The sequence below is a fragment of the Shewanella sp. 6_MG-2023 genome (assembly GCF_030547195.1).
Classification (GTDB): domain Bacteria; phylum Pseudomonadota; class Gammaproteobacteria; order Enterobacterales; family Shewanellaceae; genus Shewanella.
Genome location: NZ_JAUOQU010000002.1, coordinates 135,988 through 153,112 on the forward strand (window position 1 = coordinate 135,988; position 17,125 = coordinate 153,112).

At 42.1% G+C, this 17,125-nt stretch carries 15 protein-coding genes and 1 tRNA gene; 10 read left to right on the forward strand and 6 right to left on the reverse strand.

The genetic code is table 11. The features are described 5' to 3' along the window. Positions 1–229 precede the first annotated feature (229 nt). The 7 genes from Q4533_RS01830 (at position 230) to Q4533_RS01860 (ending at position 5,045) form a co-directional block, all read left to right on the forward strand. The gene (locus tag Q4533_RS01830; RefSeq protein WP_303501604.1) at positions 230–1,090 is read left to right on the forward strand and encodes a PHP domain-containing protein; all 861 of its coding nucleotides are present in this window, start codon (positions 230–232) and stop codon (positions 1,088–1,090) included. Continuing rightward, positions 1,087–1,707 carry an L-threonylcarbamoyladenylate synthase gene (locus Q4533_RS01835; protein WP_076537094.1) on the forward strand — a complete coding sequence of 207 codons (621 nt, stop codon included), beginning with the start codon at positions 1,087–1,089 and terminating at the stop codon, positions 1,705–1,707. Before Q4533_RS01830 ends, Q4533_RS01835 begins: the two co-directional genes overlap by 4 nt. Positions 1,708–1,948: 241 nt before the next feature. Further along, entirely contained in the window at positions 1,949–2,737 is a 789-nt protein-coding gene (locus Q4533_RS01840; protein ID WP_076537092.1) for a ScpA family protein, read from the forward strand. A gap of 33 nt (positions 2,738–2,770) precedes the next feature. Then, the gene (scpB, locus tag Q4533_RS01845; protein ID WP_303501607.1) at positions 2,771–3,358 is read left to right on the forward strand and encodes an SMC-Scp complex subunit ScpB; all 588 of its coding nucleotides are present in this window, start codon (positions 2,771–2,773) and stop codon (positions 3,356–3,358) included. Continuing rightward, positions 3,359–4,231 carry a 23S rRNA pseudouridine(2605) synthase RluB gene (gene rluB, locus Q4533_RS01850; protein ID WP_303501609.1) on the forward strand — a complete coding sequence of 291 codons (873 nt, stop codon included), beginning with the start codon at positions 3,359–3,361 and terminating at the stop codon, positions 4,229–4,231. Between the two features lie 255 nt (positions 4,232–4,486). Continuing rightward, positions 4,487–4,822 (forward strand): hypothetical protein, encoded by a 336-nt coding sequence (locus Q4533_RS01855; RefSeq protein WP_102437417.1) that lies wholly within the window; start codon positions 4,487–4,489, stop codon positions 4,820–4,822. Positions 4,823–4,954: 132 nt separating this feature from the next. Further along, a tRNA-Ser gene (locus Q4533_RS01860) sits at positions 4,955–5,045 on the forward strand. Positions 5,046–5,326: 281 nt separating this feature from the next. On the opposite strand, the gene Q4533_RS01865 is transcribed toward Q4533_RS01860, so the two are convergent. The 5 genes from Q4533_RS01865 to Q4533_RS01885 all read right to left on the reverse strand — a co-directional run bounded on the left by Q4533_RS01865 (position 5,327) and on the right by Q4533_RS01885 (position 10,684). Next, a complete protein-coding gene (locus Q4533_RS01865; RefSeq protein WP_102519775.1) occupies positions 5,327–6,367 on the reverse strand; it encodes an IS481 family transposase in 1,041 nt (346 codons plus the stop codon). 113 nt (positions 6,368–6,480) lie between these two features. Beyond that, a complete protein-coding gene (locus Q4533_RS01870) occupies positions 6,481–7,422 on the reverse strand; it encodes a zinc-binding dehydrogenase (protein WP_102519776.1) in 942 nt (313 codons plus the stop codon). A 68-nt stretch (positions 7,423–7,490) separates the two neighbouring features. Then, positions 7,491–8,579 (reverse strand): alkene reductase, encoded by a 1,089-nt coding sequence (locus Q4533_RS01875; RefSeq protein WP_303501612.1) that lies wholly within the window; start codon positions 8,577–8,579, stop codon positions 7,491–7,493. Positions 8,580–8,589: 10 nt separating this feature from the next. Continuing rightward, complete coding sequence (locus Q4533_RS01880; RefSeq protein ID WP_303501614.1) at positions 8,590–9,687, reverse strand: alkene reductase; 1,098 nt, start codon at positions 9,685–9,687, stop codon at positions 8,590–8,592. 115 nt (positions 9,688–9,802) lie between these two features. Further along, positions 9,803–10,684, reverse strand: coding sequence for a LysR substrate-binding domain-containing protein (locus tag Q4533_RS01885; RefSeq protein WP_017062691.1), 882 nt, complete (start codon positions 10,682–10,684; stop codon positions 9,803–9,805). A 192-nt stretch (positions 10,685–10,876) separates the two neighbouring features. On the opposite strand from Q4533_RS01885, the gene Q4533_RS01890 reads away from it, so the two are divergent. Together Q4533_RS01890 and Q4533_RS01895 are read left to right on the forward strand one after the other, a co-directional pair. Then, positions 10,877–12,043, forward strand: coding sequence for an MFS transporter (locus Q4533_RS01890; protein ID WP_029235440.1), 1,167 nt, complete (start codon positions 10,877–10,879; stop codon positions 12,041–12,043). Positions 12,044–12,174: 131 nt separating this feature from the next. Next, on the forward strand, positions 12,175–12,867 hold the full coding sequence (locus Q4533_RS01895; protein WP_102519779.1) for an SDR family oxidoreductase: 693 nt from the start codon (positions 12,175–12,177) through the stop codon (positions 12,865–12,867). 954 nt (positions 12,868–13,821) lie between these two features. Here Q4533_RS01895 and Q4533_RS01900 read toward each other — a convergent pair. Continuing rightward, the gene (locus Q4533_RS01900) at positions 13,822–14,946 is read right to left on the reverse strand and encodes a dipeptidase (RefSeq protein WP_102436120.1); all 1,125 of its coding nucleotides are present in this window, start codon (positions 14,944–14,946) and stop codon (positions 13,822–13,824) included. Positions 14,947–15,232: 286 nt separating this feature from the next. On the opposite strand from Q4533_RS01900, the gene Q4533_RS01905 reads away from it, so the two are divergent. Further along, entirely contained in the window at positions 15,233–16,210 is a 978-nt protein-coding gene (locus Q4533_RS01905; RefSeq protein ID WP_303501700.1) for a transposase, read from the forward strand. Positions 16,211–17,125 lie beyond the last annotated feature (915 nt).

The window sequence follows — 17,125 nt, forward strand, 5'->3', positions numbered from 1 at the left end:
CTCTTTATGTCATTTGCAGGTCATTTCACTGCGAAGTCATTTATAATGGGTTTTATATTCTGTAACTAGCTATAGAAGACCTTAGCTGGCTTATAAAGTCAATTGAATATTTCTCAAATTTATTATTTTTTTACAACTAGCGACTAAAGCAGTAGCAATTTGATGTATATGTAGCAAATAAACGCTAGATGGCTAAGCATTCTAACAAAGTTTAAAGTACAATAACCTAATGATAACAGACTCCCTATTGGCCGATCTTCACAGCCACACGACCGCATCTGACGGCGTACTCACTCCTGCTGAACTTGTTGAACGTGCCATTGATAAAGGCGTGCAAATGTTCGCTATTACTGATCATGACACCGTTGCTGGATTGGCTGAAGCGCATCAATACAATAACCAACATTCCACGCCATTAAAACTGATTAATGGCGTTGAAATTTCAACTCGTTGGAATAACTTTGATATTCATATTGTCGGTTTAAATTTGGATATTACCGATGCTGCGCTACATGCGTTTTTAACAAACCAACGTGAATTACGTGAGCAACGGGCTAAAGACATTGGTATTCGTTTAGCTAAGGCGGGTATTGAAGGTGCGTATGAAGGCGCACAAAAATTTGCAGCAGGCGCAGCTATCAGTCGAGGCCATTATGCGCGCTGGTTAGCTGAAAAAGGCTATGCCAAAGATATGCCGAGTGTTTTTAAACGGTATTTAGCCCGCAATAAAACCGGTTATGTTCCCAATAATTGGGGCGATATGGCCAGCGCGATTAATATTATTCACCGTAGTGGTGGCGTTGCGGTATTAGCTCACCCAAGCGGGTATAAGCTATCTGCTAAATGGCTTAAAAAATTAGTCCGTGAATATAAAGAAGCGGGCGGTGATGCGATGGAAGTCGTATTAGGACAACAAAGTATTGATGATAGAGCCAACTTGGTCGCATTAAGTCATTTGAATAACCTAATGGGGTCAATTGGCAGTGATTTTCATTTTCCAAGTAATTGGATTGAGTTGGGTAAAAATTTATTCCAACCTGCTGGAATACAGTGGGTGTGGCAAGCAGAATCTTGGACGGAGCGAACATGAGCCAATTTTTTTATATACATGATGAAAACCCGCAGGCGAGATTAATTAGCCAAGCGGTTAATATTTTAAAACAAGGTGGGGTGATTGTTTATCCTACCGATTCAGGTTATGCACTGGGCTGCATGATCGGTGAAAAAGATGCCATGACCCGTATGGCGCGCATTCGTAAGATTGATAACGACAATAATTTTTCGTTAATGTGTCGCGATTTATCAGAATTAGCCAATTTCGCTCGAGTGGATAATCAAGCTTACCGCTTATTGAAAAGCTGCACTCCTGGGCCTTATACCTTCATCTTTAAAGCCAGTAAAGAAGTGCCGCGTCGACTACAATGTGACAAGAAAAAGACCATTGGTATTCGTGTGCCAAACAATTTAATTGCACTGGCATTATTGGAAGCGTTAGAAGCGCCAATTATGTCTACCAGTTTAGTGATGCCAGATGCAGAATTTGCTGAGTCTGATCCTGAGCATATTCGAGATATTTTAGAGCACAATGTCGATGCTATTATTCATGGTGGTTACCTTGCTGAAAATCAAACCACGGTTATAGATATGTCTGAAGGCGATATCGATATAATTCGTCAAGGCGCCGGCGATACCAGTATTTTTGAATAACCCTTGCAACGGTTGAATGCACAAGTTTGATTGATAGTGGTTTCAACCACAGTCAATAGTGCGTATAATCGCGCGTTTGGTAATTTCTCGCTAAAATTAGATGCAGATATTTTCTGAATACTTAGTTGATATAAGTTTAATCTTTGTGAAATACAACAGATATAGCCAAACAGTAGTAATGTAGTTTAATAAGTTATTTAACTTAGAAAGCTGATTTTAATCATTAAATTAAGGGACGACAATGCAAGGTATCCAGAAAAGTTTACCTTTAGCGGTTGTTCGAGGCGAAGCGTTTGACGCAATGCCTAATGATTTATTCATTCCTCCTGAAGCCCTTGAGGTGTTTTTAGAAACATTCGAAGGCCCGCTAGATTTATTGTTGTACTTAATTCGTAAGCAAAAACTCGACGTTGTTGACTTACCAATAGAAAAAATCACCAGCCAATATTTAGCTTATATTGAAATTTTAACCGAAGCGCGAATAGAGCTTGCCGCTGATTATTTAGTCATGGCAGCCACATTAGCCGAGATAAAATCACGACTACTGTTGCCTAAAATGGCAACCGAAGAAGACGATGATGAAGATCCTCGGGTAGTGTTGATTCGTCAATTGAAAGCTTATGAAGTTATCAAACAGGCATCAGCTGATTTAGATGAACTTCCGAGGCTAGAGCGAGATGTATTTTTAGCGAAAGCGACACTCTCGCCCAATGTAAAACCAATGGTGATGCCACCTGAAGTGTCTTTAGTTGATATTGCTCAAGCATTTTCAGAGGTACTCAAAAGAATTGATGCCAACGAACATCACCATGTAAAACGCGAGCTATTATCGACCCGTGAACGCATGAGTCAGATATTAGCTTTACTATCGACCGAGCATTATGTGCCATTTACTGATTTATTTGACATTAGTGAAGGCCGAGCTGGCGTGGTAGTGAGCTTTTTAGCTTTAATGGAACTGGTTAAAGAGCTATTGGTTGATTTGGTTCAAAACGAGCCGTTAACCCCCATTTATGTCAAAGCGTTTTAAGCTGCATTGCACAAGATACGATAAAGGATGACCATGCAAGTAAACATGATTCAATTAAAACAATTAATCGAAGCCAGTTTATTTGTGTTGGGTAAACCACTAACCGTAAAAGCATTAAAAGACACAGTATTAGTGAAATTTGATGTCTCTCGAGCACGCATTAAAGAATGCCTCGATGAATTACAACAAGATTATCAAGAGCGTGGGGTACAACTGGTCGAAGTGGCTGGTGGTTATCGCTTTCAAACCCAAGAGCTGTTAAGTGAATTCTTACAACCATTGTGGCAAGAGAAATCCCCTAAATATTCACGTGCGACCTTAGAAACCTTAGCAGTAATTGCATACAGGCAACCAGTTACTCGCGGTGATATTGAATATGTAAGAGGTGTGGCCGTCAGCAGCCACATAATAAAGAGTTTAGCTGATAGACACTGGGTAAAAACAGTGGGTCATAAAGAAGTGCCTGGGCGACCGGCACTCTATGCCACCACCAGTGAATTTTTATCATATTTTGGCTTGAAAACCCTAGCAGACTTACCGTCGCTATCGGATGAAGAGTCATTGCAGGCGTTATTTGAGAAAGTCTCAATGGCGTCACAACAAACAGAAGAGTCGAACTAGATGAGCGAAAAATTGCAGAAAGTCTTGGCCCGTGCAGGCCATGGCTCCCGTCGTGAGATGGAGGCATGGATTGCTGCAGGCCGTGTTAGTGTAGACGGAGAAATTGCCAACTTAGGTGATCGCGTTGAAGCAGAAGCTAAAATCCGTATCGATGGCCGTGCTATAACCATCAAAACCGAAGATGACATTATTTGTCGTGTGTTGGCATACCATAAGCCAGAAGGTGAAATTTGTAGTCGTAAAGATCCTGAAGGCAGAACAACGGTTTTCGAACGTTTACCGACAATACGTGACTCACGTTGGGTAGCGGTAGGGCGTTTGGATATCAATACTTCAGGTTTACTGTTATTTACCTCTGATGGTGAACTAGCTAACCGTTTAATGCATCCATCAAATGAAGTTGACCGTGAATATGCGGTGCGCACATTTGGTGATGTACCTGAAGCGGCAGTTCAACGTCTTCGTAAAGGCGTGACATTAGAAGATGGTCCTGCCAACTTTGATACCATCAAAGCTGCTGGTGGTGAAGGCCTTAATAAATGGTGGCATGTGACCCTAAAAGAAGGGCGTAACCGCGAAGTTCGCCGCTTATGGGAATCACAAGAAGTGCAAGTTAGCCGTCTTATCCGTATTCGTTACGGCATGGTTGAGCTACCTAAGTCACTACCTCGTGGCGGTTGGGTTGAACTGGATATGGAGCAAGTAAACTACTTGCGCCAAGTTGCAGGTCTAGAGCCTGAAACTCGCACCATGTTAGGTACTGATAAACACAGTGTCGCTCGTGCTAAAGTGAAAGGCGCTAAGATCCGCCGAGCCGTGCGTAAGCACAAAACCACGGCTGCACGCCCTAAATCAAACCGTCAGCGTACTTAATAGGTTTAAAGCCCGCGCTTGTTTGATACTAAAAGGCCACATTACGTGGCCTTTTAAATACCTAAAAAACGACACTACTTCTGCCTGCTTATTAAAAAGCCCTTAAAACCCATTGTTAATTCATCCGTTTGTAGTGTTCTGCTATTAATCTCATCATTTCCTGTCACTTACTTGAAACTGTGTCATCTGCTAACTATATTTAACGTTGATGGTTTTTTCATCAATAACGTACGCTTACACTTAAGGGAGTATTAAATGAAAAAGTTAATCGGTGCCATCTTTGTGTGTCTTATCTATGGCTGTGCTTCATCGCCAGCAACCTGGAAAGGAATGTCAGAAAGAGATATTGCAGATTGGAAAGCGATAGGCTTTGATGCAGCTAAAGCTCAAAAATGGAGTAAGAGCGGCTTTAATGCTGAACAATCACAGCAATGGAGCGAAGCGAGCTTTAATGTTGAGTCAGCAGCTGAATGGTCAAAAGAGAAATTTAATCCAGAAGAAGCGGGTACATGGAAGCAGTCAGGGTTTGAATTAGAAGATGCCATAGAAGATCGAGCTAAAGGCCTAACCCCAGTAAAAATGGATAACTAGTATCAGATCGCAAATAGTGAGTACGAAATGGCAGCACAAACCACAAAATTGCTGCCGAAATAGTCAAACAGAAAGATAATGACAATTTATGCTTTACACCAGACAGTGAGATAGCTATTATCTCGCTCGTTCGGAGAGATGGCAGAGTGGTCGAATGCACCGGTCTTGAAAACCGGCATGGGTTTGTAGCCCATCTAGGGTTCAAATCCCTATCTCTCCGCCATATTCAAGACGAAAGGCTCATCAGAAATGATGAGCCTTTTTTCGTTTAACTTACTAAAAATATTGAAGATTAATACTATCAATTCAAAACTACTTTATTGTCTAGTGTTTGAAGTGCCTGTTTTATAGTCACTTATCTTCCTTGAGAGGATTGACTCAGTCAATATCCCTGCTTTTCGCATCAGCAGAGCTCCTATTAACGTGTACTTCACTCGTATCTGTTTAGCTGTAGTAGCTCAGACTTGATCTGACAGTTACCCATTTTTTATGGTGTCTGTCAGCTTAGATTTGAGCTAGATTTTTATCTGCCCAAATCTGTTTCCCATCCAATAATGTTTCAAGTGGCGTTCGACCACAGCACATTTTGCCTTGATGAGTTCGATCATTGTTGTAGTAATTTATCCATGCGTCTAGTTCTTTTTGCAACATTTCTAAATTATCGTATAGCTTTTTTCGGAAAGTAACCTGATAAAATTCATTCAAAATTGTCTTATGGAACCGTTCACAAATACCATTCGTTTGCGGTGACATTGCCTTAGTTTTTGTATGATCGATATCATTTATTGCTAGGTATAACTGGTAGTCATGCTGCTCAACTCGCCCGCAGTATTCTGTTCCCCTATCAGTCAATATTCGTAGCATAGGAAGCTCGTGTTGTTCGAAATAAGGCAGAACTTTATCGTTGAGCATATCTGCTGCGGTGATTGGTGTTTTTGTCGTATAGAGCTTGGCAAACGCTACCTTGCTATAAGTATCGACGAAAGTCTGTTGGTAGATCCTACCCACACCTTTTAGGTTACCGACATAGAACGTATCTTGTGAGCCGAGGTAGCCTGGATGATGAGTTTCTATCTCGCCACATGCTTCATCATCATGTTTTTTCTTTTCAAGAGCAGCAACTTGGGCATCGGTTAGTATAATTCCGTCATTGGCGACCTTGTCCTCTAATGCTTTAAGCCGTTTCTTAAAGTTTTCTAGGTTATGGCGAAGCCAAATAGAGCGAACACCACTACCTGACACAAATATCCCCAGCTTACGCAGTTCATTACTGGTTCTATGTTGGCCATGAGCCGGAAAGTCGATAGCATAGTTAATTACTGACTGTTCAGTCGCTTCGTCAACTCGATTCTTCAGATTAGGTGTTCTGCGTGTCTTTTCAATTAAGGCTTCAATACCACCATCTTCAACAAGTTCTTGATAGCGATAAAATGTATCTCTAGAGACACCCATTACTTTACATGCTCGAGATACGTTACCCAGCTCTTCAGCTAAATTGAGTAAACCTGCTTTGTGTTTAATGATTGGATTGTTAGTATGCAACATGAGAGTTACCTTTGGTTTTGATTAAAAGATTCGACACCTTTATCAAAACGGGTAACTCTCACTTTTTCAAGTTGAATGTCAGATCAAGTCGAAACTAATACAAATAGTGCGGTTTAACTCAATGTAATTACAGTTTTTAGTTTTGTAAATTCACTATGTGTCAATGCCTCGTGCATGTGTCCAAAATTAAATGTGATTGGCTCACTAATTTCAACATCACTTTTAGTAATTCGTTCAAGTAACGCTTCACCATTTTGCATTAATGCATGCCAATCTTGTTTATCACCAAAATCATGTAACGCGCCAAGGGCTATTTCGTGGTAAGAAATAGTGCGAGTAAATGGCGGGTCAATGGGTTTAGCAATACGATCTTGAATGCAGACAATATGTCCATTCGCTCTTAACAGTGGCACTAAATGGGCGGCATTTTCGCCACTCACGGCATCAAAAATGGCGAAGTATTTCATGTCGATTTGAGATTGCTCTCGATAAACTTGGCGAATACCTAGCTTTTGGGCTCGATCTTCGCTCAGACTCGCTGAGACAACATCAACGATATAACCCGCATCGAGAAGGAACTGGGATAATAAATTATTCACCGCGCCAAAACCAACGACAAGCACTTCTCTTTGTCGGGTTAATGGAATTTTTTCAAATGCTTGCCATGCGGTAAGCATCGGGCAAGGTAGCGCTGCTGCAAGTTCAAATGATAGGCTCTCAGGCAGCGTCATCACTCGCTCAGCATTCAAAACGGTATATTCAGCATAGCTACCATGGCGATTTAGTGAGCCATGATACGCCACTCGACGCCCAATGAGACTGGTGTCAACTTTAGAGCCTACGTGTACGATGACGCCTGCACCATCAACACCAGGAACATGACCATTCGGCCAATTTAGAGGATTGGCTTTAATAAATTTCCAATCGACAGGGTTTATACCAATCGCTTTGTTTTGTACTAAGATTTCATTGTCATCTAAAGCTGGTATTTCAGCCTTACCTAAAATAACACTGTGTGTCTCTGTTTGATATTGCCAAATTTGATAGGGTTCCATCGCATTCTCGTTTGCTTAAAGAAAGGAGAAGGCACCAAGGAGTGGTTAGTCCTTGATGCCTAGTTTTGCTATGCCTGATAAGTAGGATAATCGATGTAGCCTTCGGCTCCGCCACCATACAAGGTGAGTCTTGCGTCAGCATCAAACTCGGCCAGTGGGTTATCATTGGCCAAACGGGCGACTAAATCTGGGTTCGTTACAAAAGGGGTACCAAAGGCAACGAAATCAGCATACTGCTTGTCGAGTAACTGTTTCGCTGATTGCTTGGTCAGCTTTCCAGCAACCATGATTGGGTTTGAGTATATTCGGCGAACTTGTTGGCGAAACTCTTCAGGTACCTCTACATAGCGTGATATGTTTTCTGAAAAATGCACATACGCAAGGTTCATCGGTTGTAGTTTTTCCAGCAATGCTAACGTTAGCGGAACAATTTCAACATCATCCCCAGCAAAACCCTCTCCGATATGAGGAGACAGACGAACCGCAACTCTTTCCCCACCAATTTCGTCAGTAAGTGCTTGTAAGGTATCAACCAGAAAGCGCATACGATTCTCTTGGCTGCCACCATATTGATCACTTCTTTGGTTGCTTTCTAAGCGTAAAAAGGTATCAAACAAGTAACCATGCGCAGCATGAATTTCCACGCCATCAAAACCAGCTTCAATGGCGTTTTTGCCCGCTTGTACAAAATCCGCAATCGTGCTCTTAATGTCTTGCAGTGTCATCTCCCGTGGCGTTTCAGTTTCAATCATCCCAAAGCCACCTTCAGCTAGTGGGCCAAATACTTGATCTGGGATTTTAATCGCTGATGGGGCTAACGGCTTAGTACCTGAAATATCAGAATGACTGCGTCGCCCCACATGCCAAAGTTGAGTAAATATTTTCCCGCCTTCTTGATGCACAGCTTGGGTGGTTTTTTTCCAGCCTTCGGTGTGCTCTGGGGTATAAATGCCCGGAGTCATCGAATAACCTCGTGCAGCCGCTGAGATCGGGGTGCCCTCTGATACAATGAGTCCAGCACTGGCACGCTGACGGTAGTAGGTTGCCATCATCTCGTTTGGTACATCACCAGGTTGAGACGTGCGTGAACGAGTCATCGGCGCCATCGCGATACGGTTTCTAGTCTCAAGTCCGTGACCTTTAAATACCTTAAACATACTTACCCCCTTAAGCTTTATACGTTGGATAATCAATCAGACCTTTCTCACCACCACCAAACAAGGTGTTTGGATCATGCTCTGCCAATGGGTAGCCGTGAAGTAGACGTTCAGGAAGATCGGGATTCGCCACAAAAGGTCGACCAAAGCCGATCATATCTGCCAATCCATCATGAATAGCGTGCTCTGCTTTGTCTGCGTTATAGCGACCTGCGTAGATCAGCACGCCTTGAAAAGCATTGCGCATAGCACGTTTGAATGAGACGGGTGTATCTGGTGCATCATCCCAATCGACTTCAGCAATATGTAGGTACACGATATGATGTTTATTGAGTAACGCTGCGGCAGCGGTATAAGTCTCAATAGGGTTTGCATCAACAGTACCATTGAGGGTTGTTAAAGGTGCCAAGCGCACACCAACGCGATCAGCGCCAATGGCATCGACCATTGCAGTAACAACTTCATCAAGAAAACGAAGACGGTTTTCAAGACATCCACCGTACTCATCAGTGCGATCATTCGCCTCTGAATCAATAAATTGGTTAATTAAATAACCATTAGCGGCATGCAGTTCAATGCCATCAAAGCCTGCCTCAATGGCATTCAATGCGGCTTGACGGTAATCTTCGATCACTTGCTGAATATCGGCTGTTGTCATTGCTCTAGGCTGAACGACGTCAACAAAACCAGGTTCATCACTGCCATTATCAACGAATACTTTGACGTTTTCCGCTTTTAATGCGGAGGAAGAAATCGGTTGCTTACCACCGATGTTATCTGGGTGAGTGACTCTTCCCACATGCCAAAGCTGCGCGAAAATAGCGCCTTGTTTGGCATGCACAGCGTCTGTCACTTTACGCCAACCAGCAATCTGCTCAGGTGTGTAAATACCTGGGGTCCATGCATAGCCTTTTGCCGTCGCTGAAATTTGCGTACCTTCAGACACAATCAATCCTGCACTGGCACGCTGAGCGTAATAGGTTGCCATCATGTCATTTGCGACATCACCAGGCTGACTGGCTCTTGAACGCGTCATCGGTGGCATGACAATGCGGTTTTTGAGTGTGAGTCCACCCAATGTGAATGGTTTAAATAGTGATAGTGACATAGTTGAGCCCTCTTCATTTGATAGGGGCATACTAGCAAATGAGTCACCAATCATTTATAGCAATAAAGGCAAATGATATTTGTAGAAATTGCAATAATCAGCTTGTTTAAGCGGGTTACAGGGTTAGCTTTGGCTTAATAAAATCAATAAAAGCGGAGATCCGCTTGGCCACAGAAGAAGTCTTATAATACACAGCGTTGACTTGTTCTCTTCTTGGATGACTGATTTTTTCGCTCTCCAACAGCGAGATTAAACGTCCTTCGGCAATATCTTTATTCACCATAAACCCTGATAGACATGCAATGCCATTTCCTGCCAACACAATTTGTCGAATGGTTTCGCCATTACTTGATGACATCAAAGCGTCTAGTTGGGTAAAACCTTTTAAAGGCCAGTCATTCAAAATTTTGGGGGCGACAAATCCAATGAGATTATGCTGAGCAAGATCGCTGCTTTTAGTGGGGAGCCCGCGTTTTGAGATATATTCTGGTGAAGCCACAATATACAAGGGGCTTCGACCCAGCGACCGAGCATGTAGCGTTGAATCGCTCAAGGTACCAATCCGAATTGCTAAATCGGTTTTCTTTTCTAGTAAATCCACAATGCCTTCATTGGAGGTTATTTCTAGCTCAATATCGGGATAGGCTTGATTAAATGACTGCACCAATGGCACCAGTTGATGAAACACAAACGGACTAGCCGCGTCGACACGTAAACGGCCTTTGGGCAATTCCCCACGGGAAATAATATCTTCTTCCGCCTGCTGTAATTGCATTAACCCCACCCGCACAGAGTCAATGAACTGGCGTCCTTCATCGGTTAATTCAATACGTCTAGTGGTTCGGTTTAGAATAGTGACCCCAAGTTGACTCTCCACTTTACTGACCGCTCTGGATACTCGCGCGACTTGGATATCTAGGCTCTCTGCTGCCGCTGAAAAACCTCCGGTATCGACTACAGCGAGTAAAATGGCTAAATCATCAGATTTTGTTCGCATGCTATTTCCCTCAACTTTATCCAATCGCTCATCAGCTTTATTGCATTTATAACAAATATCATTTGTAAAAACCTCTGTTTTTCACAAAACATCTTTAATGCAAAATGCCCCCCATCAATTAACAACGCGACGGCATAGCGACCAATACATCGGCTATTGCTGGTCATTTTCAAACAACAGAGAGTAAATATTATGCCTTTAGCACTTCTTGCATTGACGCTCAGCGCCTTTGCTATTGGAACAACGGAGTTTGTGATCGTGGGGCTACTCCCGACCATGGCCTCCGACCTAAATATATCACTGCCTTCAGCAGGCTTGCTGGTTAGCCTTTATGCACTTGGTGTTGCCATTGGCGCCCCGGTTTTAACGGCTTTAACAGGAAAGTGGAATCGTAAACACGTATTGATTACCGTCATGTCACTGTTTGTTGTCGGTAACTTAGTTGCATGGCAAGCACCTGGATATAACACCCTGATTATCGCTCGTATTTTGACAGGTTTAGCCCATGGTGTATTTTTCTCCATTGGTTCAACCATTGCTACCGGTCTGGTACCAAAAGAAAAAGCCGCCAGCGCCATTGCGATTATGTTCACTGGTTTAACCGTGGCGTTAGTCACAGGCGTGCCGCTTGGGACATATATAGGTCAAACCTTTGGCTGGCAATCAACCTTCTTAGTTGTTGCGCTATTAGGTTTAATCGCATTAATTGGTAGTGCTTTCTTAGTACCAAATAACTTAAAACAACCTGCTGCAGCTAAGCTTTCATCGCAGCTTAAGGTATTAACTCAACCTAGATTATTACTGGTTTATGCGATTACTGCACTGGGTTATGGCGGCACTTTTACAGCATTCACTTTCCTTGCTCCTATTTTGCAGCAAGAAACTGGCTTTAGTGCGAATGCAATTAGTTTAATTATGTTGGTTTATGGAGTCTCAGTTGCGATTGGTAATATTTGGGGCGGAAAAATGGCCGATAAAATGGGCCCAATAAAAGCCCTTAGCATTATTTTTACTGGTCTTGCAGCTGTGCTTATCGTGTTCAATTTTACCGCCGTTAACCCTATTGCCGCGGTAGCCACGATTTTAGTTTGGGGGGCATTTGCATTCGGTAATGTTCCAGGTTTACAAGTATATGTAGTGAAACTTGCTGAAAAATATACACCAGATGCAGTGGATGTTGCTTCCGGTTTAAACATTGCCGCCTTTAACGTTGGTATTGCACTTGGTTCATGGGGCGGAGGGATGGTTGTCGCTGAAGCAGGCTTAATGCATACACCTTGGGTAGGTGCAGTAGTTGTACTGATAGCGCTTGCTTTGACCCGCTTTAGTGGCCGTCTTGATAAGCGTGCAGAAAGTTAATGGTAAAAATGTATTAATGAAATAAACACGACTCTTACCCTTAGAGCTGGTCAATGCAGCAGCATTGGCCAGCTTTTCGCAACTTATATTGATTGGTATTAGACAAGATTGAAACTGATAAGAGGCACTCAATGAAAACCGTTTTTATTACTGGAGCTAATCGTGGCTTAGGATTAGAGCTTGCAAAGCAATATGCACAGCGACATTACAAGGTCATCGCTTGCTGTCGCGATATTGATTCAGCGCATGAGTTAACCCTGTTAGCACAACAGTATTCAACCATTCGCCCTTATGCTCTAGATGTTAGTCATGAAACAGATATTCTCGCTTTAACTGAGGTGTTTAAAGAGCAACCTATTGATGTACTTATTCATAATGCTGGGGTGAGTGGTGAAGGATGTGACAACTTAGGCAATATGGATCAGCAAAGATGGCTAGAGGTGTTAAAGGTCAATACCATCGCACCCATGTTAATCACGCAGGCCTTGCTCAATAATATTCTAGCCGGCCAAGATAAAACCATAATCGGGATGACCTCAATACTGGCCAGTATTGATGATAACCGCTCAGGGGGACGATACAGCTATCGAGCATCAAAAGCGGCCCTCAACCAAATAATTAAATCTCTAGCCTGTGAATTATCCGAAGCGGGAGTGAAGACCATGGCAATTCATCCAGGTTGGGTAAAAACCGATATGGGTGGCAAGGAAGGCAAGGTAACAGTAGAAGAGAGTGTTAAAGGCATGCTTAATGTCATCGACAATTTAAAACTTAAACATTCAGGTTCATTTTTTGTCTACGATGGCACTCAATTGCCATGGTAAGCCCTGTAGTTACGTCACATGAAAGCTCTAAGGGGATGATATGCTTTTTACCTTTATAATCCTTTGTATTATCGCTTTGCTCGGATGGTATTTATACAAAGTCTCCCGTGATATTTCCCAAATTGACTGGGATTGGAATGGCGATGAGATCCTATAAATTGATATCGCCTGCATCTATGGCTGGTCACATTATATTCTAATGAAAAACTGTGAGCTTGCTCTGGTGCTGAGTAAATACTTTAACGCGAAATGGGGCGTGCGACGTGAAGTCGTATGAAGCGCTGTTCACCGCTTAATGTGTGAACCATCTGTATCACCAGATGAACCTATGAGCCTGAATAAAGTAGCGGCTCTGACAATGTAACGAAGAATGGTCATGGACTATTCGGGATCTAAATCGCGAGAGGACGATCCTCCTGATAACCACAAATCGGGTGAGTGCTAGGTAGTCAGTAAGATGAACATAAGTGAATCCGCGTAAGGTGCGTTATACGTTGAAGCAGCGGAAGTTGTAACCCTCCCTTATATCGATCATATTTTAAGAGAGTTTTCTTTATTTAACCGCTCATATAGCTTGGGCGGTAGCAAAGAATGTCGTAGCAAGAAAGGGGATTAGATTGGATGTATTCCACAAAGGGTTCACCGTTAAACACTTATAGGCCTTGAAAGGATTGACTCAGACAATGTACCTGCTTTGTACATGAGCAGAACCGCCCAAACGTGAAGTTCACACCTATTTGTTTAGCAAACTCCTTATGCAATAAAGGTTTTCATTTCTTATCTGTGGCTGAACAAATACCCGTGGATCAGTCTAAAATAATCGACAACAGCGTGATTTTGTACCTCAGAAATGTCTAAATTCAAATTAGCACCGCCAGTCTTTAGACTGGGCTGGCAGTGCTTTTTACGACTCAATATTTAATCAACTAACATTAATCAACTAACATTAATCAACTAACGCCACACCTGATCAAATACTCGGTACATATTACCACCCAAGAATTTGCCACAATCCTCTTGGCTATATCCATTTTGTAGCATTTTATCAATCAGTGCCGCTACAATTTGGTAAGGTGCTGGAGTAGGGAAGCCCTTTGCACCTGCTGCTGCACTATAGCCGCCATCAGGGAAAACAGCAGCGCCCATTGGGGTTTGCATGATTGAGGCAGTAAAATTAATATTGGGAATATAGTCTGAACCAAAACCCACGTGATCAATACCAACTAGGTTCACCATGTAATCGACATGACGGAATAGCGCGTCTGTGGTAACAATATCTGGGTTAGACGTGTCCATAAATGCGCCAACCATATTGATTGAGCATACACCACCACTCTCTGCGATGGCTTTGATTACTTCGTCAGATAAACTACGTTGATAATTGGCCATGGCTTTTGCACCTGAGTGCGAAGAAATAACAGGTTGACTACTGCGCTCTATAGCATCAAGCGAGGTACGTTCGCCTGTATGGCTAACATCTACCACCATGCCGTAACGGTTATAGCTATCAATCAGCTTTTTACCAAAGGCGGTCAAACCGCGATTTTCAGGTTCAAAGCAACCATCTCCTACTTCATTGCGATTGTTGTAAGCTAATAGACAGTAGCCATAACCTAACTCACGCCACAAAGCGACACGGTCCACATCGCCACCAAATATCTGGGTGCCTTGGTGAGTAAAAAATAGCCCAAGCTTGTCCTCTTTTACCGCATCATCAATGTCTTTTGTTGTACGGATAATTTTGTAGCTGTCTGGGCGTTCTCTCATTTTATTAAGATAAAAATCTGTGCCTTTCATGATGCCATCGACAGAGGCGTCTAACGAGTCCGCAGATGGACATGCTGCAAGTACTTTAAAACCAGCAGCCTTACAACGGTCCATTTCATCGTGAAATTCTGGCGCTTCAGGTGAAGACCACTGACTGGGATATAGTGCAGAAAATAGGGTATCAATGGTCATAGAATCACGGACAATATTGACAGCTTTTTCTGATGCGGGATAAAACTGTTTACGCTGTGGGATATTGGAATAATCTTTGATTTCAAATTCAGGTAGCTCAAGGGTTTTGTTATTAGTCATAATTCGATTCCTATAGTGTTTGCGCCTTTCAACATGTTCAATAAACGCTGAACTTGTTTAAGATTTAACTATAGTAGTCTCATTATCGTTGGAGTATTAATCGTTTATGTATGATCAAATCCTCAACTACTAGGATCCTGTTAACATCACCTTAAGGACTGACATGGTTTAGTCATACCACCAGACGCCGCATGGCTACCAATTTAACATGGCCACCCATTCTAATTGGCTAAATATCAAACACTCTACTAGGCTTTAGTTATTGCTTAATAGTCGGTGATTGATGATGGCCAGACCTAGAAAAACACTCGTAAGCTTAGAGGATACGCCTTACTACCACTGTTGTTCGCGTGTGGTACGTAAGGCATTTTTGTGTGGGTTTGATAAGTCGACAGGCGAAAACTTTGAACATCGCCGTGAGTGGGTAGATAGCCGAGTTATTGAATTAGCGACGATTTTTGCGATTGATATTTGTGCTTATGCGGTAATGAGTAATCATTTACATGTTGTGCTTAAAGTCGATGTGGATAGCGCTGAGCATTGGTCTGATATCGAGGTGCTTACCCAATGGCATAAAGGTTTTAAAGGCACCTTGCTGACGAATAAGTTTGTAAAAGGTGAAGCACTCAATGAATTTGAGTTAAAGACAGTTAATGACTGTATAACTCTATATCGCCAACGCTTGACTGATATTAGCTGGTTTATGCGTTCTTTAAGTGAACCCATTGCGCGAATGGCGAATAAAGAAGATAACTGCACGGGTCGTTTTTGGGAAGGGCGCTTTAAATCTCAAGCATTACTTGATGACGCAGCAGTTCTCGCCTGTATGGCCTATGTTGATTTAAATCCAATTCGCGCGCAAATGGCTGCAACACCTGAAACTTCAGATTACACCAGTATTCAACGACGCATAAATTCAGCTATGAAAGGTGAGCAACCGAAAGCGTTACTGGCATTTGTAGGAAATGAACGTTTAGATATGCCTAATGGACTGATGTTTAGCGTTAAAGATTACATCGTGCTGGTTGAAGATACTGGGCGGATTATTCGTGATGATAAGCGCGGCGCCATTAGCTCAAGTAGCCAAGCTATTCTCAACAGACTGAACATTCCTGCTGAAAACTGGTTAAAAATCACCACAGAATTTGGCGCGTTATTCAAAGGTGCAGTAGGGGCTTTACCTGCATTAACTGACTATTGTGAGCATCTAGAGCGGAAACGGCGACAAGGTGCTTCAAACTGTCAACGCTGGTTAAGTGTATGAGTGAAATACTAATATTTTATGTTTAAGGTTAATAAATAAAATCAAATTATAATGTAGTATAACGACAGATTTACTTGACATATATTTGCTCGAGAAATATAGTCAATCTTAGTTGTCAATTGCTTAGCTTATCTACCTATTTAAATGCAAGCAATTGAAACTAAACGACTTATTTTTTATTTAATACGGAAGCCTTGGGTTCAAATCCCTATCTCTCCGCCATATTCAAGACGAAAGGCTCATCAGAAATGATGAGCCTTTTTTCGTATAAGGGGAGTTTGAACCCAAGGGTTCCTATTTCAGCAATACGCTATCTCTCCGCCATATTTAGAAAAGCCCGTTACGAAAGTAACGGGCTTTTTGCTTTCTAGAATTTACTGATGTGAACAACAGGTTTATAGCACCACAATGTAGGGTTCCTATTTCAGAAGTAGGCTATCTCTCCGCCATATTTAGAAAAGCCCGTTACTGAAAAGTAGCGGGCTTTTTGCTTTCTAGAATTTACTGATGTGAACAACAGGTTTAAAGCACCTCAATGTTGGGTTTAAAATCATCCCAGCTGCTGTGTTGCAGTTTTTTAGTGGTGAAAGCTAATGAACTACAGCAGTCACGTTTTTTTTAAACGTACATTAGAATAGAAGCCAATAGTTAAGCTTGATCAAGTCAAAATGTAGCATCTCAATCTAGCGTTCTAATCACCATAATTTCGCCATTTTTAAGACGAAAGGCTCATCAGCAATGATGAGCCTTTCGTTTATCAGTTTTGTTAAAAAGGTCATATCTGAGTCATACTTAAATACCTATCTCATACTTAATTAACTATGTCAGACTCGAGCCTTTCAATAAGTCATTGCTTTATATATTTAATTTAATTGTGTTTATTGTAATATCTTAAAAGTATGAATTAAGCACACT

Coding starts and splice junctions, on each gene's coding strand:
- Q4533_RS01830 (WP_303501604.1), top strand. CDS start 230: ATGATAACAGACTCCCTATTGGCCGATCTTCACAGCCACACGACCGCA.
- Q4533_RS01835 (WP_076537094.1), top strand. CDS start 1,087: ATGAGCCAATTTTTTTATATACATGATGAAAACCCGCAGGCGAGATTA.
- Q4533_RS01840 (WP_076537092.1), top strand. CDS start 1,949: ATGCAAGGTATCCAGAAAAGTTTACCTTTAGCGGTTGTTCGAGGCGAA.
- scpB (WP_303501607.1), top strand. CDS start 2,771: ATGCAAGTAAACATGATTCAATTAAAACAATTAATCGAAGCCAGTTTA.
- rluB (WP_303501609.1), top strand. CDS start 3,359: ATGAGCGAAAAATTGCAGAAAGTCTTGGCCCGTGCAGGCCATGGCTCC.
- Q4533_RS01855 (WP_102437417.1), top strand. CDS start 4,487: ATGAAAAAGTTAATCGGTGCCATCTTTGTGTGTCTTATCTATGGCTGT.
- Q4533_RS01865 (WP_102519775.1), bottom strand. CDS start 6,367: ATGTTGCATACTAACAATCCAATCATTAAACACAAAGCAGGTTTACTC.
- Q4533_RS01870 (WP_102519776.1), bottom strand. CDS start 7,422: ATGGAACCCTATCAAATTTGGCAATATCAAACAGAGACACACAGTGTT.
- Q4533_RS01875 (WP_303501612.1), bottom strand. CDS start 8,579: ATGTTTAAGGTATTTAAAGGTCACGGACTTGAGACTAGAAACCGTATC.
- Q4533_RS01880 (WP_303501614.1), bottom strand. CDS start 9,687: ATGTCACTATCACTATTTAAACCATTCACATTGGGTGGACTCACACTC.
- Q4533_RS01885 (WP_017062691.1), bottom strand. CDS start 10,684: ATGCGAACAAAATCTGATGATTTAGCCATTTTACTCGCTGTAGTCGAT.
- Q4533_RS01890 (WP_029235440.1), top strand. CDS start 10,877: ATGCCTTTAGCACTTCTTGCATTGACGCTCAGCGCCTTTGCTATTGGA.
- Q4533_RS01895 (WP_102519779.1), top strand. CDS start 12,175: ATGAAAACCGTTTTTATTACTGGAGCTAATCGTGGCTTAGGATTAGAG.
- Q4533_RS01900 (WP_102436120.1), bottom strand. CDS start 14,946: ATGACTAATAACAAAACCCTTGAGCTACCTGAATTTGAAATCAAAGAT.
- Q4533_RS01905 (WP_303501700.1), top strand. CDS start 15,233: ATGGCCAGACCTAGAAAAACACTCGTAAGCTTAGAGGATACGCCTTAC.